At 59.8% G+C, this 20,521-nt stretch carries 14 protein-coding genes; 6 read left to right on the forward strand and 8 right to left on the reverse strand.

Features of this window, described 5'->3' with window-relative positions; genetic code table 11:
- From GRI89_RS17415 to GRI89_RS17445, 7 genes are all read right to left on the reverse strand, one after another.
- Positions 1-1,367 (reverse strand): recombinase family protein (locus GRI89_RS17415; RefSeq protein ID WP_159798315.1); only part of this gene is annotated, 1,367 nt, incomplete at its 3' end.
- Positions 1,364-1,780, reverse strand: coding sequence for a DUF2924 domain-containing protein (locus GRI89_RS17420; RefSeq protein WP_159798337.1), 417 nt, complete (start codon positions 1,778-1,780; stop codon positions 1,364-1,366). The genes GRI89_RS17420 and GRI89_RS17415, both read right to left, overlap by 4 nt.
- 2 nt (positions 1,781-1,782) lie before the next feature.
- Entirely contained in the window at positions 1,783-2,088 is a 306-nt protein-coding gene (locus GRI89_RS17425) for a DUF3489 domain-containing protein (protein ID WP_159798317.1), read from the reverse strand.
- Positions 2,089-2,249: 161 nt separating this feature from the next.
- Positions 2,250-2,468 (reverse strand): hypothetical protein, encoded by a 219-nt coding sequence (locus tag GRI89_RS17430; RefSeq protein WP_159798319.1) that lies wholly within the window; start codon positions 2,466-2,468, stop codon positions 2,250-2,252.
- A gap of 274 nt (positions 2,469-2,742) precedes the next feature.
- Positions 2,743-3,894, reverse strand: a complete 1,152-nt coding sequence (locus GRI89_RS17435) for an acyltransferase family protein (RefSeq protein WP_201290973.1) — start codon at positions 3,892-3,894, stop codon at positions 2,743-2,745.
- 174 nt (positions 3,895-4,068) lie between these two features.
- Positions 4,069-6,246 carry a malate synthase G gene (locus GRI89_RS17440; protein ID WP_159798321.1) on the reverse strand — a complete coding sequence of 726 codons (2,178 nt, stop codon included), beginning with the start codon at positions 6,244-6,246 and terminating at the stop codon, positions 4,069-4,071.
- 233 nt (positions 6,247-6,479) lie between these two features.
- Positions 6,480-8,075 carry an isocitrate lyase gene (locus tag GRI89_RS17445; protein WP_159798323.1) on the reverse strand — a complete coding sequence of 532 codons (1,596 nt, stop codon included), beginning with the start codon at positions 8,073-8,075 and terminating at the stop codon, positions 6,480-6,482.
- A 149-nt stretch (positions 8,076-8,224) separates the two neighbouring features.
- Here GRI89_RS17445 and GRI89_RS17450 point away from each other — a divergent pair, with 149 nt between their 5' ends.
- On the forward strand, positions 8,225-9,628 hold the full coding sequence (locus GRI89_RS17450) for a helix-turn-helix domain-containing protein (RefSeq protein WP_159798325.1): 1,404 nt from the start codon (positions 8,225-8,227) through the stop codon (positions 9,626-9,628).
- Between the two features lie 327 nt (positions 9,629-9,955).
- On the opposite strand, the gene GRI89_RS17455 is transcribed toward GRI89_RS17450, so the two are convergent.
- Positions 9,956-10,594 carry a glutathione S-transferase family protein gene (locus GRI89_RS17455; RefSeq protein WP_159798327.1) on the reverse strand — a complete coding sequence of 213 codons (639 nt, stop codon included), beginning with the start codon at positions 10,592-10,594 and terminating at the stop codon, positions 9,956-9,958.
- Between the two features lie 304 nt (positions 10,595-10,898).
- Here GRI89_RS17455 and GRI89_RS17460 point away from each other — a divergent pair, with 304 nt between their 5' ends.
- The 5 genes from GRI89_RS17460 to GRI89_RS17480 form a co-directional block, all read left to right on the forward strand.
- Positions 10,899-12,893, forward strand: coding sequence for a glycoside hydrolase family 3 protein (locus GRI89_RS17460; protein WP_201290974.1), 1,995 nt, complete (start codon positions 10,899-10,901; stop codon positions 12,891-12,893).
- 3 nt (positions 12,894-12,896) lie between these two features.
- Positions 12,897-14,387 (forward strand): sulfatase family protein, encoded by a 1,491-nt coding sequence (locus tag GRI89_RS17465; protein ID WP_159798329.1) that lies wholly within the window; start codon positions 12,897-12,899, stop codon positions 14,385-14,387.
- 1,047 nt (positions 14,388-15,434) lie between these two features.
- On the forward strand, positions 15,435-17,873 hold the full coding sequence (locus GRI89_RS17470) for a TonB-dependent receptor (protein ID WP_159798331.1): 2,439 nt from the start codon (positions 15,435-15,437) through the stop codon (positions 17,871-17,873).
- Between the two features lie 167 nt (positions 17,874-18,040).
- Positions 18,041-19,057: an MBL fold metallo-hydrolase gene (locus GRI89_RS17475; RefSeq protein ID WP_159798333.1), complete on the forward strand. Its 1,017-nt coding sequence runs from the start codon at positions 18,041-18,043 to the stop codon at positions 19,055-19,057.
- A gap of 64 nt (positions 19,058-19,121) precedes the next feature.
- Positions 19,122-20,521 (forward strand): aldehyde dehydrogenase (locus tag GRI89_RS17480; RefSeq protein WP_159798335.1); only part of this gene is annotated, 1,400 nt, incomplete at its 3' end.

Consider the following 20,521-nt stretch of genomic DNA (forward strand, 5'->3'; position numbering starts at 1 on the left):
CCGTTGTCATGGACGACGTGGACCGCGCGGCCCGTTCGGCGGATGGCAGCATCGATCCGAAGGTCGTAGTTCGTCGCCGCGCCTGGAGCCAAGACGCCATCCAGCATCGACGCGATCGCTTCGGCGTCGAGGCTGACCTCGATCGTCGTGGCGGCGATCGTAACGCGCTTGACGAGTGTTCGCATCAGCCGCGCCTCGCGCTTGCGAAGGCGAGAGGCGATCTCCTTGCACCGGTCGGCGGCCTGAACGATGTGGTCAGGCGCTAGCTGGAGGCTAACCGCGTTGACCAGCTCGAGCGGATTATCGAACCGCGCCGCTATTGTCTCGGCGACGGCCTTCTCAAGCTCGAGCGCCGGGATGCGCATCCCTCCGGACCCGCTGCCCGGCGCGTGCTGCAGCGCCTTGCTGACATAGTAGCGGTAGCGAACCTTGCCCTTGCATGCATGGCTCGCAACGAGCGGTGCAGCGGTATCGTCGAACACGAGCCCCGCGAGCTTGCTAGTGGCTCGGACCGAGGTCGCGGTCTGCGCGCCCTGCGCGTTGTCGTTGAGCTTGGCCTGTACCGCGTCCCAGCTGGCGCGATCGACGATCGCCTCGTGCCTGCCGGGATAGACCTGCCCCCTGTGGTGGATCTCGCCGAGATAGATGGGATTGGAGAGGATCTTGTAGACCTGTCCGCGGCTGAACGCGCCGCCGCCGATGGTCCGGCCCGTCGCAAGCGTGCGCTGCGGGATCATGCTGCCTTCGCGGTGCAGCTGCTCGACAAGCAGGCGCACGTTGCCGGTGTCGAGATAGCGATGGAAGAGGTCGCGGATCACTGCCGCGTGCTCGCCGACGACCTTGAGCGACCGGCCATCGGGCTCGTATCCCAGCGGTGGGACACCGCCCATCCACATGCCCTTGGCCTTGGACGCCGCGATCTTGTCGCGGATGCGCTCGGCGGTGACCTCGCGCTCGAACTGGGCGAAGCTCAGCAGCATGTTGAGGGTGAGCCGGCCCATGGAGTTGGTCGTGTTGAACGACTGGGTCACCGAGACGAAGCTGACCCCGGCCTTGTCCATGGTCTCGACCAGCTTGGCGAAGTCGAGCAGCGAGCGGGTCAGCCGGTCGACCTTGTAGACCACGACGATGTCGATCTTGCCGGCCTCGATGTCGGCGAGCAGCCGCTGCAGGGCAGGGCGCTCGAGCGTGCCGCCCGACAGGCCGCCGTCGTCGTAGTCCCCGGGTAGCAGCGACCAGCCCTCCGAGGCCTGGCTGAGGACGTAGGCAGCGCAGGCCTCGCGCTGGGCATGGAGCGAGTTGAAGTCCTGCTCGAGGCCCTCCTCGCTCGACTTGCGGGTGTAGATGGCGCAGCGAACCTTGTTCATGCCGTTTTCCCCTTCTGCTTGAGACCGAAGAAGGCAGGGCCGGACCAGCGCGTTCCGGTGATCGCCCGGGCAACTTCGCTAAGGGACCGCCACTCCTGGTCGTTCCAGAGGATCTCGCCGCCATCGCCGATGGCGACGACGTGGACCTTGCCCCCGAACTCGCGGGCGAGGCGCATGCCGGGGCGCGCGTCCCTTGTCTCGGTCTTTGCCGCCGCGACCTGCTCGAGGCGCTGCCTCGTCTTGCGCGGGAGGCCGCCGAGCGCCTTTGCCTGCAGTTCGTAGGCGAGGGCGAGCCGCAGCATCTTCTCGCTGACCTTGGGGACCGGGCGACCGGTGAGCTTTGCCCACCGGTCCTTGAGGTCTCCCTTGGTCATCGTCTCCAGCTCGGCGAGCTGGGTGTCGAGCTGGCCCATGGTCAAGCGCTTTTCGTGATGCGGTAGCAGGTCACGTCGTCACGCTTTCCGCGCGCGATCGCGTGGCCCTTCTTCTTGAGCCCCGTCAGCGCGGCCCGTGTCGTGTGCGGCAGCCAGCCCGTGGCCTTCACCATCTCGTCGAGCGTTGCGCCCGCTTCGCGCTGCAGCAGGGCGATGACCTTGCCGATCTTGGTCGCGCGCGGCTTGACCGGGTTCTTCTCGGCAGAAGGGTTGGTCGCTGCGGCGGCTGACTTGTTCGGCTTGCGTGCGTAGCGACGCTTGGGCTTGGTTGTTGCTTGTTCGGTCATGGGTGGTCTCCTTCTTGCGGGGCGACGACATGTCGCTCCCACCACCCAAGGCCCCGACCAGCGCGCTGTCGGGGCGGCAGCCGGTCTCACCGGCCGCGATCCAGTGATGACACCAATGCTTCGTTTATAGGTGAAGTCGAATGGAATGTGCGGGCCAGGCCCTAGTCTCGGACCTGCCACAGGAATTTCCGCGCAGTTGCAGCGATGGCCGCGAGTTCGGCTGCCGTTTGTTCGACCAGTTCGATCCTGGCCTCGAGGTTCTCACGCCCGGGTTCGATGCGTCTCGCCAGTTCGGGACTTGTCTCTTCAATCAGGAAGCCTGCGGCGAGGAGCAGGGTCTCGATAATCGCTGCCGGTGTGCGTTGCTCGTCGTTTGCCATGCCGCCACGAATGCTTGCCGCGGCCGCGAAGTCGATACCCAGCTTTTTCCGAGTGTCCGCTTTGCGCCCCGATCTCAGTCATTCGAGTGGTCGCGATTTTCGCCCGAAAGCTGCCGTTGGTTCAGACTAGCGTCGATGGCAGCTACGCGCCCCGATCTCGGCCATTCGGGAGCTGGGCTCGTTTGGCCGAAAGCTGACCGGCAGCTTTCCTAGCGCTTCAAACTTAGCTGATGTCCGCAATTGGGTGGAAAGCTGCAAAGGCCACTTGAGAAGGCTAAGCTAAACGTCGCCGAAGAAAACGCGCACTGAGCATCCGCCTCACCGGCAAATCGTAGAATCTCAAACTTGCGTAAGCAATCGCCAGAGTTGCGATGAAAACCCCGAGGCCCACGATAGCACCGCGTTCCGGCGGGATATGATTATCCACGACCCAGCCGGTGTAAATGTAAATCAGCGGATAATGCGTGATGTAGAGCGGGTAAGACATGTCGCCGAAAAAGCGTGCAACGCGGAGAGACGCGCCATCGACGGTCTTACGGCTTGCACCCATAGCGACGATGATCGGGAAAAAGACGATCACGCACAGCGCCTCGTAAGCACCGTTCATCCAGGGTTGGTCGGTGCCACCTAACCGCGGTAGCGACAGCGCCGCAATCATGAGCAGGCTGGTTAAGAGAAACGGTGCGGAGGTGTCGATGCGCTTGCCCAGACGCATGAGCAACACACCGGCGAAGAAGGGGAACATGACCCGTGTGAGCCCGATCTGGATATTGGAAGGGTCAAGCGCCCATCCGCCGATCAGGTGCCCGCGACCCAGTATAACCGTTAGATAGATGACCGCGAAGGCGGCGACGGCGACCAACACGCCGAGCGCTCGATTGGACAGCTTGCGGAGACCAACCGCGTACAGGACGTTGGCGACGTATTCGTAGAAGAGCGACCAGGCGGGGCCATTCACTGGATACATTTCGTCCCAGCCCCGAATGTCCGCGGACTTCGGCAATGGGATCATCGTGAAGCCGACCACGGCCACAAAGATGACGTGCCACGCGGTCGCCGTGGAAACCTTTGGGAAGATCGAGTAGTCCTGAAACCAGAACAGGATCGCACCGATGATACTCCCCATGACGATCATGGGTTGCAGGCGGATCAGACGGCGCTTGTAGAACTCCCACTGCGTCATCTTCGACCAGCGATCGTCATAAGCGTAGGCAACGACGAAACCTGACAGGAGAAAGAAGAAGTCCACCGCCAGATAGCCGTGATTGATGATCTGCTTTTCGGGAGTTCCTTGGGCATAAGCTTCAAACAAGTGGAAGAGGACCACGAGAAGCGACGCGACACCGCGGAGTCCGTCGAGGACGACATAGTGTGCTTTGCCCGGCGCGATACCGGTCGTTGATGATGCCGATGCCGACGATTGCACTATGCGCCTCTCAGAACCTTACTTGGTTCTCATGTGGTTATGCGCGGACAAGAGCCTTTGGCAAGCAACAATGCCCAGTAGCTGAAGAGCCGCTTTGGTTGGGTCTGCTTTGCGTTTTGTTCCGCTGAAAGCCGACAGTCCGCCTTCCGGTCCAATTCCTGACCTTTCAGCTTTTTACATGGTAGGATTTCGTGAACAAAGGGCCTTTGCTTTGCGCCGGAACTGATGGAGCAGAGGTTCGGTGTAGCCGCTCGGCTGGCTCGTTCCCTCATAAATCAGCGATCGCGTTGCTTCGATCGGCAGGCAGTTGCCTTGACGATCGATCATCGGACGATAGGTGGGATCGCCAGCGTTCTGATCGTCAATCAGTCTGGCCATGCGCTCTATCGTTTCCTCGACCTGCTCACGGTCGATGATGCCGTGCAGTAGCCAGTTGGCAATGTGCTGGCTCGAGATGCGTAGGGTCGCGCGATCCTCCATCAGGCCGACGTCGTGGATGTCCGGCACTTTGGAGCAACCCACGCCCTGATCGATCCACCGCACGACATATCCGAGGATACCTTGGATGTTGTTATCCAGTTCCTCCGCGATTTCCTGCTCCGTCCAGCGCGAATTGGCAGCCAGCGGTACCTCAAGCAGGCCGGACAGGTCCGCAACCGCTTCAGCCGATCTCGCCGCTTGCTGCGCAGCAACGTCGCAGCGGTGGTAATGCGTGGCGTGCAGCGTGGCAGCCGTCGGAGACGGCACCCAGGCCGTGCTCGCGCCGCTCATCGGGTGGACGATCTTCTGCTCCAGCATGTCGGCCATGTTGTCGGGAGCGGCCCACATGCCCTTGCCGATCTGAGCTCGTCCCGCAAATCCGCAGGCGAGGCCAATCTGCACGTTGCGATCCTCGTATGTGTGGATCCAGCGCGCCGCCTTGATATCGTTCTTGCGCATCACGGGTCCGGCTCGCATCGAAGTGTGGATCTCGTCGCCCGTGCGATCAAGGAACCCGGTGTTGATAAAAAACACCCGGTCCTTCACCGCCGCAATGCAGGCGGGGAGGTTGGCAGAGGTGCGGCGCTCCTCGTCCATTACGCCGATCTTCACGGTGTACCGTTCAAGCCCGAGCAGGTCCTCGACCGCTGAAAAGACATCGTTGGCAAATGCGGCCTCTTCGGGACCGTGCATCTTTGGCTTGACGACATAGACCGACCCGGCCCGGCTATTGCGAAATCGGCCCAGCCCTTTGAGGTCGTGCAACGCGACGAGTGTGGTGAAGACCGCATCGAGCAACCCTTCGTAGGCTTCGTTCCCATCGGGCAGAAGCACGGCGGGCGAGGTCATCAGATGCCCGACATTGCGCACTAGCAGCAAACTGCGCCCGGGCAGGCTCGCGGTGGCGCCATCGGGCGCTTGGTAGGTCTTGTCTGCGGCCAGAACGCGCTCGATACGCAGTCCGCCCTTGTCGAAGCACTCTGCGAGGTCGCCGCGCATAAGCCCGAGCCAGTTGCGATAAGCCGCAGTCTTGTCCGCGGCGTCGACCGCGGCGACCGAATCTTCGCAATCGACGATCGTGGTGAGCGCACTTTCGAGCCGCAGGTCTGCGATCCCGGCGGCGTCGGTCCGGCCGATTGGATGCTCGCGATCGAATACTACTTCAATGTGCAGGCTGTTGTTTCGAAACAGCAAGCCGCTCCGAGTCGTGCCGACGAATTGCGTCGGGTCGGACAGTTCGATGGTCATTGGATCGCAAAGCGAAGTCCAGCTGGTTCCGGCAAGCGGCACAGCTTGGTCGAGGAAGGCGCGCCCCCAAGCGATAACCTGTTCGCCGCGGCGGGGATCGTATGGCCCCGGTCGGGAATGCTCACCCAGGGCGTCCGTTCCGTAGAGTGCGTCGTACAGGCTGCCCCAGCGCGCGTTAGCAGCATTCAGCATGAAGCGAGCGTTGAGAACCGGGACGACGAGCTGCGGCCCTGCAATCGTCGCAATCTCTTCATCGACGTTGGCAGTGCCGATCGTGAAGGGTTCCGGTTCGTCGACGAGGTAGCCGATGTCCCGTAGGAAACCTTCTGGAACACTCGTCGCCCCGTAGCCGTTCGCCCCGTACCAATCGTCGATTTGCCTCTGGAACTGCTCGCGGCGCGTGAGTAGCTCGCTGTTACGCGGGCCGAAGCGCGCGAGCAGGTCGGCCAGGCCCGCCCACAGCAATCCTGCGTCAATGTCGGTCCCTGGCAGCACCTCGTCTTCGACGAATGCAGCCAGCTGCGCCGCAATTTGCAGAGCTGCCCGTTCGACGAACGGGGACCCGCTGGCGGAGCTGCAAGTGTTCGGTTCCTTGATCGTGACCCCCAGTTCAGAGGTTGGCATGCCTAGTTTACGCGGCCGAGGCGATGCAGCAGTTGCTCTGCTAGCTTGGAGTCGGCGGGGTCTTCGCAGCTGCGAGCATAGGCAGCTAGCGCAACGCGCAATAGCCGAAAATCCTGGTTGGAGAAGATCGCCCGAGGGCGGTCAGTTAGGCGGAACTGCCGAAGGTCTTCGTCTAGTAACATGTAGATTCTCCTCGATCGTTTTCTTTCGCTTCTGGATCCCGGGTGAAGAGATCAGGCGGCGAACTGGTTCATCGTATTGTTGCTGCCACCTGCCTTGAGCGCAGCTTCGCCGGCAAAGGCTTCCTTGTGATCGTCGCCGATGTCGGAGCCGGCCATGTTCTGGTGCTTAACGCAGGCGATACCCTGACGAATTTCCTGCCGCTGGACGTTGCGGACGTAGCCCAGCATGCCTTGCTCGCCGAAGTATTCGCGTGCCAGGTTGTCAGTGCTGAGCGCCGCAGTGTGATAGGTCGGAAGCGTGATCAGGTGGTGGAATATTCCCGCCCTTGCCGCGGCATCGCGTTGAAAAGTACGGATTTTGTCGTCGGCTTCCTCGGCAAGCTTTGTCCCGTCGTATTCCATGCTCATCAGGCGCGCCCGGTCGTAGCTCGAGACATCGCGGCCTTCCTCGCTCCAGCAGTCGAACACCTGCTGGCGGAAGTTGAGCGTCCAGTTGAAGCTGGGCGAATTGTTGTAAACCAGCTTGGCGTTGGGAACGACTTCGCGAATGCGGTCGACCATGCCGGCAATTTGTTTGATGTGCGGCTTCTCGGTTTCGATCCACAGCAAGTCGGCGCCGTTCTGCAGCGATGTGATGCAATCGAGCACGACCCGGTCCGCCCCGGTATCGGGGCGAAACTGATAGAGGTTCGAAGGCAGGCGCCGAGGCCGTAGCAGCTTGTTGTCGCGGCACAAGAAGACGTCGCCATCGCGCATCTCGCCCGGCTCGACCTCCTCGCAGTCGAGGAAGCTGTTATACTGGTCGCCGAGATCGCCGGACTGACGGGTATAGGCAATCTGCTTGGTCAGGCCGGCACCGAGACTGTCCGTACGCGCGACGATTATCCCGTCTTCGACGCCTAGTTCGAGGAAGGCGTAGCGGATCGCACGGATCTTCTGCAGGAAATCCTCATGCGGCACGGTGACTTTGCCGTCCTGGTGGCCGCACTGCTTCTCGTCCGACACCTGATTCTCGATTTGCAGCGCGCATGCGCCTGCCTCGATCATCTTCTTGGCAAGCAAGTAGGTCGCCTCGGCATTGCCAAAACCAGCGTCGATGTCGGCGATGATCGGCACGACGTGTGTTTCATGATTGTCGATTGCAGCTTCGATGCGCTTGGCTTCGATTGCGTCACCATGCTCGTGCGCTGCGTCGAGATCGCGGAACATAATGCCGAGTTCGCGTGCGTCGGCCTGGCGCAAGAAGGTGTAGAGTTCCTCAATCAAAGCGGGCACCGAAGTCTTCTCGTGCATCGACTGGTCGGGAAGTGGACCGAATTCGCTGCGCAGCGCGGCAACCATCCAACCCGAAAGGTAGAGGTAGCGCCCCTTGGTGGTTCCGAAGTGCTTCTTGATCGAAATCATCTTCTGTTGCCCGATAAAGCCATGCCAGCAGCCCAGTGACTGAGTGTAGGCCGCAGGGTCGGCATCGTATGAGGCCATGTCGCGGCGCATGATCGCAGCAGTGTGGCGCGCGATGTCGAGGCCGGTCGTAAAGCGATTCTGCACCCGCATGCGCGCGGAGAAATGCGGGTCGATCGCTGCCCACGGCTTGCCATTGCTCTCTATGGTGTTCCTCTGACGCTCGATTTCCGAAATGTAATTCATGGCGCGAATCCTGCTTCGTTGATTGCCACACCGGATATGCAAGCTTCGCACCGCGCGAGTAGTGCGTGCGGTGTGCAGTTGTCTAACTTTACAGCTCCAAATTGTAATGTTGTAATGCAAGTACATTTGACCAAAGCGGATTCGCAGCCATGGCGCGCAAGACGATCTATATGGGACCCCGTCTCAAGCGCATGCGGCGCGAGCTCGGCCTTACGCAGGCAAACATGGCGAGCGACCTCGAAATCTCGCCATCTTACATTGCCCTTATGGAGCGCAACCAGAGGCCGGTGACGGCTGAATTGCTGCTCAAGCTCGCGGCAACCTACCGCATCGACATCGCTGACCTTGCGGATAGCGACAACGAAGATGTCGCAAGACGGCTCGAAGCCGTGCTGCGCGACCCGATCTTTGCCGACATCGACCTGCCGGCGCTTGACGTCGCCGACGTCGCGACGAGCTTTCCCGGATTTGCCGAGGCGCTGCTGCGGGTTCACGCCGCCTATTCCGACGAACACCTTGCGCTTGCCCAGCGGCGTTCCGCCGAGACCGGAGCGCCGGCTGTGAGCGGGCCGACCAATCCGGTTGTCGAAGCGCGCGCCTTCCTTGCCGCGCGGCGCAACTGCTTTCCGGCGCTTGACGACAGCGCGGCCGACCTCGCGGGAGATCTGACGGACCTCGATAAGCTGTGCGGCTATTTGACAAGCAAACACGGGTTGAAGATCGAGTTTGTTGAAACGAAGGTGATCCTCGGATCGTCGCGCTGGCACGATTATCATCGCCGCCGTGTCTTCATCGACGAAAGTCTCGATTACTCCGGGCGTCGTTTTCAGGCTGCCGTGCAACTCGCGATGCTCGAACAGGAAGCGGTGATCGCCGCCCTACTCGACGAGGGGCATTTCGAAACTGAGGACGGCCGCGAACTCGTCAAGCAGGCGCTGCAGTCCTACTGGGCAGCTGCCCTCCTAATGCCCTACGACCTGTTCGCTAAATCTGCAGAGCAATTGCGCTATGATATTGGTGCCCTCGCAGCAAGCTTCATGGTCAGTTTCGAGCAGGCTGCGCATAGATTAACGACTTTGCAGAAACAGGGGACGGATTGCGTGCCGTTCTTCTTTCTGAGGGTCGATCGAGCAGGCAACGTATCCAAACGCCTTGATGGGGCTGGTTTCCCATTTGCCGGTCTTGGAAGCACGTGCCCACTTTGGAATATTCACCGCGTATTCGACACGCCAGGTAAGATCGACGCCCAGCTGATCGAGCTTCCCGATGCGAGGCGTTATGTTTCGATCGCTCGCACGGTGCGGGCAGGTGGCAAGGGCTATGGTGCACCTTCGATCACCCGTGCGATCGCTCTGACTTGCTCTGAAAAGCACCTTGGTCGTTTAATATATGCCGACAAGCTTCAGGACTTGGAGCCTGTTGGAATCGGCGAGGCTTGTCGGCTGTGCCATCGCCCCAAGTGCGTCGCCCGGTCGGCACCACCCATTGGGCGTGAAATATCTTCAAATCGCTTTCGTGAAACCGGGATCCCATTCTCTTTCTCTGGTGATTGAGGGGCGCCATTAGGGAAAATGTACCTGCAGGTAAGGCGTTGCGGGCAACCACTTCAACGCAGCACGCCATCTAATTGACTTGAGACCTACAATGCCCGCCGCTCGACTGCCTAGGCCTAGTAGTAGTCGCAAACGGCCAGAGGATTGTCGGGGTAGGGGAGTGGTCTACCGTCGGACATCGGTTGCGATTAGACAGACAGCACCTCCGGGAATGCAGGATAGCCGAACAGCGAAATTGTGCCACCGGGCGACCTCCAGACCGCAATTGCGGGGGAATCTTGAGAGGGTTCATTCTGCAAAATTTGCAGTTCGGCTAGCAGCACGAGTCTATGTGATTAAGGGAGCGAGACCGGGATCACCGACTTCCAGGGTTCTCCGATAGGCCGGACGTTGCACGATGTTGGCCAGGTATCTCTGCAAGTTTGGGCAGTTGCTGATATCGCGCGGCGTAAACTTGCGCATCATTGTCAACGGGAACAACATCATGATGTCCGCAGCCGTAAACTCGGTTCCTGCAAAATATGTCGCCTCACCCAATCTTTGCTCGACCAGGCGAAAGGCTCGATTGGTGCGTTGTCCGAGGCGCGCAGCGAGTTCGCTTTCTTGCAGCCCAGCCCGATGCATTCCAAAATCGAACATCATTGCCGGCATCAACGAACCATTCGCGAAATGGAACCAGAAGAGATAGCTGGCGTAGTCCGGCGAACCCGGTGCAACGGTCAACCTGCCGTCGCCGTAGGTGTTGATGACATATTCGATTATTGCCGCAGACTCTCCAAGAACCAGATTGCCGTCCGTGATTACCGGCGCAGTTCCGAAAACCGAAAGCGCCTTGTAGCTCTCGGGACCCCCGCCGGTAACGGGATCGCGGTCGTGTTTGTCGAGCCGGTACGGGACACCGATCTCTTCGCAGAGCCAGATGATCCGATCGGATTGAGAAAGCCCAAGGTGGTGAATGGTGAGCATCGCCGCATCCTCTGATTACCTTGATGTACGGTGCGAATTGGCATTGACGGACTCGGGACAGCGCAAGGCTCCAACTGCCTCTTTTCTCCGTTGCAGCGACAGCTTCGGGCTCCTTGTGCTTTGGCAGTTGTAAAATCCCAATGCCCCATCTAGTGATATATCAGATTCGAGCTGCTGGCTAGACATTGTGCAGCGTCAGCATTCGGAAGTGGGAGAACGTTGGGCAGGGCCGCTTCAGGGTACCTGGCGCTGGGCAGTTGGCTTTGGTGCTCCGGGTTGAGCAGATTTTACAAAGGAAAACAGAATGGCTAGCAGCCTTCTAAGAGTCAGTCGCTGGCTAGCCGTCGCAATCATCGTGCTGATGCTCCTTGGGATTGGCGGCTTGTGGCTAACGTTAAAGCTTCAGTCCTGGTCCAACTTGTCGGATCTAGGCGAACGGGCAGGCATACTTGAAATCGACGGCCTGACTTTCCGCGACCTCAACAAGAATGGCGAACTCGATCCCTACGAGGATCGGCGTGTACCGATCGACGAACGGGTTGATGACTTGTTGCGCCAAATGACGCTCGAAGAAAAAGCGGGTGTCATGTTCATCAATTTTACCTCGGTGAGTTCGGATGGCGAGCTATCGGAGGGCCTCGACTTCTTCGATCCCACTACTCTCCTGCTCGCTCCCAACAGTGAGCTGCTAGTTGCCAAGCACATGAACAGTTTCAGTTTGATCGCAACTGTTGACGACCCCACGGCCTTCGCCAGTTGGCAAAATGCGCTCCAGAAAGCTGCAGAGCGAACGCGCCTGGGAATTCCAGTGACGCTGGCGACAGATCCGCGCCACGGTGTCGCCACCGGCGGCGGCATCGCGCTGCCATCCGGTGCCTTCTCGAAATGGCCCGATCCGATTGGCTTGGCCGCAACAAGGGATGCTGAACTGGTCCGCGAGTTTGCCGACATTGTAAGGCAAGAATACCGTGCCGTTGGGTTGCGTTTGGCGCTCCATCCTTCGGCAGATCTGGCAACTGAACCTCGTTGGGCTCGCGTTGCCGCGACATTCGGCGAAGACGCGGCTCTGTCGGCCGAACTGACGGCCGCGTATGTCCGCGGACTTCAGGGAGAGAAGCTCGACGCTCGCGGTGTGGCGGCAATGGTCAAACACTTCTCCGGAGGAGGGCCGCAGGCCGACGGTGAAGATGCACATTTCGAATACGGCAAAGAACAGGTCTATCCCGGCGACAATTTCGACTACCATCTGATTCCGTTCGAGGACGGTGCCTTCCCTGCAGGTGCAGCGCAGGTTATGCCCTATTACGGCATTCCCATCGGCCAGACGGACGAAGACGTCGGCTTCTCGTTCAACAGGTCGATCGTGACCTCTTTGCTGCGCGAACATTACGGCTTCGATGGCGTAATCTGTACGGACTGGGGCCTCATTTCGGACAACGAGCTGCTCGGGATATACACCATCCTTCCCGCCCGGGCGTGGGGTGTCGAAGACCTCACGCCACGTGAGCGCATGCTCAAACTGATCGACGCAGGTGTCGACCAGTTTGGCGGTGAGCAGATTCCCGAGCTCCTGGTTGAATTGGTCCGCAGTGGCGACGTCCCCGAAGCGCGCCTCGATGAGTCGGTGCGGCGCATCCTGCGGGACAAGTTTCGCCTTGGCCTGTTCGATGATCCCTATGTCGACGCCGAAGCTGCCCAGCAAGTGGTCGGAAGCGATGCCTTTGTCGCCGCCGGGATCGAGGCGCAACGGAGGTCGTTGGTATTGCTTAAGAACCGGGATGGGGAAGGCGGGTCGCCCTTGCCGCTCATCGGGCGACCCCGGCTTTATATCGAGAACATCGATCCGGACGTTGCGGCAAAGTTCGGGGAACTCGTGGCAACCCCGGAAGAAGCCGACTTTGCGATTATCCGAACAAGTGCACCGTACGAGCCGCGCAACGGCCTCTTCGAGAGCCTCGTCCACGCAGGCGCGCTCGATTTTCCGGAGCCCGAGAAGAGGCGTCTGACGGAGATCGCAGGCAAGGTTCCGTTGATACTCGACATTTACCTCGACCGTCCCGCAGTATTCCCCGAAATCGCACAAAGCAGTGCAGCGGTTATCGGCAGCTTCGGTGCGAACGATGAAGTCTTGCTGGACTTGATCTTCGGGCGGTTCACTCCTTCGGGGCGGCTTCCTTTCGAATTGCCTTCGTCGATGCAGGCAGTCGAGGCGCAATTCGAGGATGTTCCACACGACAGCCGCAATCCCCTATATCCATTCGGCTACGGGCTATCGTTCGACATACCGAAGGCTGGTTGAGCAATGATGCGCGTCAAGAAATGGTTGAAACGGCTTGGACTGATCTTTGCTTTGCCGGCGGTCCTCGTCCTGGCCTTGGCACTGTGGGCGAGCGCCCGACTGCTGCTTTACGATCAAGTCGACGACGAGGCGCACCTTGCAGAGAAGCAAGACTACCTGGAGCAATTGCGGATTTTGTCGTCATCGGTTGACATGCGCGACCGGACAACCCGTCCGAACATCGTTTTCATACTTTATGACGACCTTGGTTATGGCGATCTCGGAGCGTTCGGGGCCGAGGCCATTAAAACGCCGAACATCGATGCCTTGGCCGCGACCGGCATCAGGTTAACGCAATTCTACTCGCCGTCACCTGTGTGCACTCCGTCGCGAGCCGGTTTTCTCACCGGTCGCATGCCGCCCCGTGCGGGCTTGTCTAACGTCGTGCATCCGGAGGGCAGTGCATTTGATGCAGTGGTGAAAATCGAAGGACAAAACGTCCGCTTACCCGTAGAAGAAATTACGATCGCCGACATGCTGAGTGCCGCAGGTTACCGCACGGCAATGATCGGGAAGTGGCATCTCGGCGATGTCAGCCCTTCCTTGCCGAATGAATTCGGTTTCGAGAGCTTCTTCGGATCACTTTACAGCAACGATATGGAGCCGTTTGCGCTCTATCGCGACGGCAAAATCGAAGTTGAAGCTCCCGTGGACCAGGCCGGATTGAACGCCCGCTACACCCAAGAAGCGGTCGATTTCATCCGGCGAGAGGCCGACAGTGGTCAGGCGCCGTTCTTTCTCTACTTTGCCCATAACTTCCCGCATGTTCCGCAATACGTGGAAGCCGACCGGGAGGGCCGGTCTGAGGCCGGTCTTTATGGCGATGTCGTCGAGGCGTTGGATGACGGAGTGGGACAGATCGTTGGAGCCCTGGACGAGGCAGGCGCGCTCGGAGACACGATCATCGTCATTACGAGCGACAATGGTCCATGGTGGCAGGGCGACCCTTCATCACTTCGTGGCCGGAAGGGAGATACCTATGAAGGGGGAATGAGGGTTCCCTTCATCGTGCATTGGCCGGGGCGGCTGGAGGGTGGCCGGGAAGCGACTGGCATGGCGATGGGCATCGATCTGCTTCCCACGTTTGCCGACTGGCTCCACCTTCCACTTCCGGCGGACCGCATGATCGATGGCCGCTCAATGGCTTCGATGCTCGAAGACGGAGCCGGTACTCCGCACGATTATCTCTTCTATTTCGCGGTCGACGATGTCCTTGCCGTCAGGAATACGAAGCACAAATTGATCGGCGTCCATAATGCCACTTACGGACCTATGAACGTGCCGATAGCGATTTCATCGGCGCAGGGACCTTGGTTGATCAATCTCGAACTTGATCCGCGTGAAGCCTATGACACTAGCTTGCACGATCCGGGCTTGGCGAGGGTGATGGCTGATGTTCTCGAAGCCAAACGAACGGAAATGGAAGCGAATCCGCGTGGTTGGATAGAGCATTAGTCAACGCGTTGAGCCGGATCATCGTGGAAGCGGCGACTAGAAGCGCAGCAGGCCTTTTCCGTATTTCAATCCCAGGTCGCTCCCACTTTGGGGTCATCCCCTGTACGGAGCCAATTGATCGCTTGCGAGACTCGCCGGATCAACTTGGTCGATCGCAGCGGGATTCTTTGAGCCAATCAGTGGCGAGTGAGCGATCAATCCCAATCATCTTCGTCTTCCGGATTACTGAGCCAGATCGAAGCCAAGTATGCGTAGCAATGCGCCTCTACAGCAGTGTCAGAGGCCCCTTCGAGCAACGTCTTTGATGTGCCATGCTCATTTAGTTGCCAATGCCAGTTTCTACCGCACCGGCGTAGCGTGATATCATGCTGGGGCGTGATCTTTGCCATAGCCACTTGCTACCTTTTTGACCTGCATTGCGCAGAGGATACCCAAAAACATCGAGCAGGCGGGGAGGCTCGATGCACATTGCCGGTTGGCTAGAATGCTGCATTGCAGCCTCCAAACTCTCCGGGGTGATAACCAAGAAGTCGGCGCGCGAGTCGGTGCAGGAAGTCGCTGTCTTGGCTCGCAACTTGGAACGATGTGCAATCGATCCTTCCATGGCTTCCTTTGCGAAAAATTTAGGGTCCGACCAATCTGATATGTCTAACGGCGGTGCCATGAGCGTGGTCACATCAGTGTCTTACTGTTCTTTGTTACAGAGATTTGCGCCACCGCCAGCCTCAAGACCAGCCACCTCAAAAGTTCAGCCCGATCTCATTTATCGCCGATATCTTCACATCACAACAGGCTGATGTGACGACGGGCGGTACTTTGGCAGATATTTTCAATGAACGGGACTTTGCCAAAAGCACGCTAGTATGAGCGTGTTTGACGGCGGCTTTGCGCTTCAAGATCCCGTCACAATCGACAAGCTGATATATCTGTCTTGCATGAACGACCCTCCCGCTGTAGGTGGTGCGGCGGGGAGAAGATGTTTCGGCGCGACTTGGCCGGCGGTCTCCAAAAAAACAGCTGCGCTGAGCGCACGGGATGGAGGGTGTAATGAAAGCATTGAAATTGGGGATCGCGACGTGTGCTGTCGCTTGGGCGATTGCTAACCCCGCAGCAGTTTGCGCGCAGGAGGCTGCCGAGAGCGATGAAGCCGCTGAGAGTCAAGCCGGCCTCAATACCATTGTCGTCACTGCGCAACGGCGCGAGGAATCTAGCCAGCGGGCTGCGATCGCTATCGATGTGGTCGATTCGGCGGCGCTTGAAGCGGCACAAGTCACCAGCCCGGCCCAACTAACGAATCTCGTGCCCTCACTTCAGGTGAGCCGTCAAGGCGGAGGTAACGTGTCGCTGTTCCTGCGAGGCGTGGGAACTTTCACGGCCAATCCCTACACTGATCCTGCAGTCGCGTTCAATTACGACGGCGTGTACATCAGTCGTCCAAGTGCAACGACCGGCTTCTTTTACGACGTTGAACGTCTCGAAGTGCTGAAAGGGCCCCAAGGCACGCTTTATGGTCGCAACGCGACCGGGGGCGCCTTGAACGTCCTGCCGGTAACGCCGCGCATCGGCGAGACCGAGGGGTATGCGACCGCGAGCTACGGCAATTACAACAGCGTCAACCTGCAGGGCGCGATCAATGTCGCTGTTTCCGAAGATAGCGCGCTGCGCATTTCGGGAACATTCGTGGATCGCGATCCCTTCAACGCCGATGGAACCGGCGACGAGAAGGGTTACGGTTTTCGTGGCCAGTTTGCGATCGAGCCGAGTAGCGATTTTCGGCTACGTATCGCTGGCGACTACTATCGTCGGACTGGCGTCGGCACCGGCGGCACCATTACGACGGTAGTTCCATTCAATCCGTTCACGAACAGTTTCCTATTTATCCCAACCGGCATATCCCCGAGCGCGGGCACCTACGGACCCGAAGGCGCTGCAGTTTTGAGCAGTTCTTTCAGCCCCATTGCTGGCCGCACGTTAGAGCCGCTCACAACCCTTCCCAGTCTCGATGGCAATTTCTGGGGAGTGTCCGCACAAGCTGACCTGGACACTGGAATCGGTACGTTCACAGCCATTGCCGCGTACCGTGGTCACAGCACCGATGACGTAACGAGCGGGGCAGGCTTTACCGTCATCGATAGCCAAGATCTCGATCAGTACAGCCTCGAATTGCGGCTCGCAGGAAGCGCGGGGGCTGTCGATTACATTGTTGGCGGTTATTACTACGATGACCAGGTTGATGGTCACTATGTCCCGCTGACCCAGGCCGTGAACGCATACCAAGATTTCACAACCACAACGCGTTCATTAGCCGCTTTTGCTCGATTGAACGTAAACGTAACCGACCAGTTCCGCATTGTCGGTGGCATTCGATACACAGATGACCGCAAGACTCAGGTCGGAACGAGTGAGCCCTTCCTCGCACTTTGCGGCGCCCCGACTGGACAGTGTCCGGGGGCGCCGTTGCTTCCCTTCTCGAACACTGCCGACGAGGTAATTGCATCCCTCGGCCTGCTTCCCATCCCCTTTGCACCTCCCGGGTTCTATTTTAGCCTCGATCCCGCGGCGGCAAACTCTGTCTATGTGCGATCGCCCACAAACATCAACAGTGCTAGGAGCGACGGGAAAGTCACTTGGCGCGCGGCGGTCGAATATGACGTTGCGCCGGCCAGCCTTCTATATGCAAGCATTGAGACCGGTTTCCGGTCGGGCGGGCTTACTTTCTCGCTGGCTCGCCCGGGCTATGGTCCCGAGAGTATCACGGCCTACACAATCGGATCGAAGAACCGCTTCCTGGACAATCGCCTTCAGTTGAATCTCGAGGCCTTCTATTGGGAGTATCGCGACCAGCAGCTTTCGCATTCGGGCACCGAAGCCGATGGTTCGCCCGCCTTCTTCACCGAGAATGTAGGCGGTTCGACCGTCAAGGGCGTAGAACTTGAAGCGCAGTTCCTCGTCACAGACAACACTCTCATAGGCGCTGACATTCAGTATCTTGACGCAACGAACGACAATTTCGTCTTCAAGAATCCAGCGACCGCCAACCCTGTGCTCAGTACACCAGGAAATCCGGTCTACATACCGCAGGTGACAGGATGTGCGACGAGCGGGCCGAGCGGTGGCTTGTGGACCGTCGATTGCTCGGGTCTTCAGGCATCGCGCGCGCCCAAATGGACGATGATGTTCGGTTTCCAGCAAACCATTCCGCTCGGTGACGAGAAGATCATACTTGGGGCGAATACCCGATACCAGTCGTCGAATTATACCGGTTTCGACCAGATCTTGCCTGATTTTCAAAAAAGTTACTGGGTATCAAATGCTGAGGTTTCATTCGTCGGCAAGGATGAACACTATCGGATAAGCTTGTACGTCAACAATATCGAAAATGACCGCGTACAGCTTGGCTCCACCTACTCCAGCCCGATCGGAGTCGTCGGGGCGAGTTTCTCGGATCCGCGCACCTACGGTGTTCGGCTGAGCGGAAAATTCTAAATCTCCAAGGGCGGCGGCGACCAGGTCGCCGCCGCACTTGGCATTTCACGCCCAGTTAGAACGTCGATGACCCTGGCGCGAGGGACCGGTCGGTGCCCATCGCTCGTTCGCGGACATACAACATTGCATACGTTGTGGCGGTGCGAATCCGTCGAAGGAGACCGATCATGAAGAAGCTTCAATTGCGGGCGTTTCTCGCCCTGTCGTTCGCCGCATTAGCTTCTTGCTCGGGGGGGGCGTTCGCACAGCAGGCTGGCACCGACCTGACTGTGGTCTCGGAATCTGCCGACACGAGGTTGCAATGGGTGACCCTTGGGACCCAGGGTGGGCCTGTCGCCAGTACGACCCGATCCCAGCCCGCCAACCTCCTCCAATTCGGTAAGCTGAATGTACTAGTTGACGCCGGTGACGGAACAGCTGGCCAGCTTGCTAAGATTGGCCTCAACCCGGCCGATATCGATGCGGTGTTCATTAGTCACCTGCATTTCGATCATATGGCCGGGCTGCTTGGTATTCTCGGCCTAAGGCTGCAAACGAACACAGTAGGAAAGCTGCAGATCTACGGTCCTCCGGGTACCGCAGAAACGGTGCGCGGGATTATCCAGGCAATGGTTCCGGGTGCAACCGCCGGATACGGCGTGGCTGGCGCGCCCTACGTCGATCCCGCCGGCCTCGTTGAGGTTACCGAATTGCGCAACGCCTCTTCCCTCAAGCTTGGGCAGATCGAGGTTAGTGTCCGGAACAATACGCATTACAGCTTTGCGCCCGAAAGCGGACTGGCAAACCGGTTCGAATCGCTTTCGTTTCGCTTTGACGCGCCCAAAAGGTCTATCGTTTATACTGGCGATACCGGACCGAGTGAGGCTGTGGTGGAATTGGCGCAAGGAGCAGACTTGCTCGTCGCCGAAATGATGGATGTCGACTACACCATTGGGCTCGTAAAAGCTTCGGGGCAGCAAATTCCGCCGATGGCTCTGCGAATTATGGAAAGCCATTTCCGCAACCATCATCTGACGGCAACGGACGTAGGCGAGATGGCGCAGGCAGCCAAAGTCAATGCCGTCGTGGTCACGCACTTCGTCGGTCGGGAGCGCAACGATCCGGGGCATTTTGACTATCTCGCGCGGATACGCGCTGCATACGGAGGTCCCGTCACCATCGCGACTGATTTGGATCGCTTTTGACCTGCGTCGCAACGCAAGATTCATATCGGCCTGCTGCCGCGAATTAGCGAAAGAAAGGTTCTCGATGAATACATTCAGCCGCCATAACCCGGTGACCGGCGAGGTTGCCTCGAGCGCGGCGGCGATGAAGGCGGGGGACATCCCGGCGATCGCCGCGAAGGCGCAGGCCGGGTTCGCCCAGTGGTCGAAGATGGGCCCCAACGCGCGGCGCGCGGTGCTCAGCAAGGCGGCCGATGCGCTGATGGCCAAGAAGGACGAATTCGTCGCCGCGATGATGGGCGAGATCGGGGCCACGGCAGGCTGGGCGATGTTCAACCTCGCGCTCGCCGCCGGAATGGTGCGCGAGGCGGCTGCGCTGACCACGCAGATTGCCGGCGAGGTCATCCCTTCGGACCATGAAGGCACCATCGCCATGGCGCTGCGCGAGCCGGTCGGCGTGATGCTCGGCATCGCCCCGTGGAACGCCCCGATCATCCTCGGCGTGCGCGCCATCGCCGTGCCGCTCGCCTGCGGCAACGCCGTGATCCTCAAGGCCAGCGAGACCTGCCCGCGCACCCACGAGCTGATCATCGAGGCCTTCGCCGAGGCCGGCTTCCCCGAAGGCGTGGTCAACTCCGTCACCAACGCCCCCGAGGATGCCGCCGAAGTCGTCGGCGCGCTGATCGACGCGCCCGAGGTTCGGCGCATCAACTTCACCGGCTCGACCGCGGTCGGCAAGATCATCGCCAAACGGGCCGCCGAGCACCTCAAGCCGGTGCTGCTCGAACTCGGCGGCAAGGCGCCGATGGTGGTGCTCGAGGACGCCGATCTCGACGAGGCGGTCAAGGCCGCCGCGTTCGGCGCCTACATGAACCAGGGCCAGATCTGCATGTCGACCGAGCGCATCATCGTGGTCGAGAGCGTGGCCGACGCCTTCGCGGAAAAGTTCGCCGCCAAGGTGAAATCGATGCCGGTCGGCAACCCGGTGGCGGGCAACACCCCGCTCGGCGCGGTGGTCGACACTAAGACGGTCGACAAGTGCTACGCGCTGATCGACGACGCGCTGGCCAAGGGCGCGGTGCTGCTGACCGGCGGCGAGACGACCGAGAACGTGCTCATGCCCGCGCACCTCGTCGACAAGGTCACGCCCGATATGAAGCTGTTCCGCGACGAGAGCTTCGGCCCGGTCGTCGGCATCGCCCGCGCCCGCGACGAGGCGCACGCGATCGAGCTCGCCAACGACACCGAATACGGCCTCTCCGCCGCGGTCTTCACCACCGACACCGCGCGCGGCATCAAGGTCGCCCGCCAGATCCAGTCGGGCATCTGCCACGTCAACGCCAGCACGGTGTCGGACGAACCGCAGATGCCGTTCGGCGGCATGAAAGCCTCGGGCTACGGCCGCTTCGGCGGCAAGGCCGGCATCGACGCCTTCACCGAACTGCGCTGGATCACCTTCGAAACCGAGCCGGGGCACTATCCGAT

It is taken from the genome of Croceibacterium salegens, assembly GCF_009827435.1.
GTDB lineage: Bacteria > Pseudomonadota > Alphaproteobacteria > Sphingomonadales > Sphingomonadaceae > Croceibacterium_B > Croceibacterium_B salegens.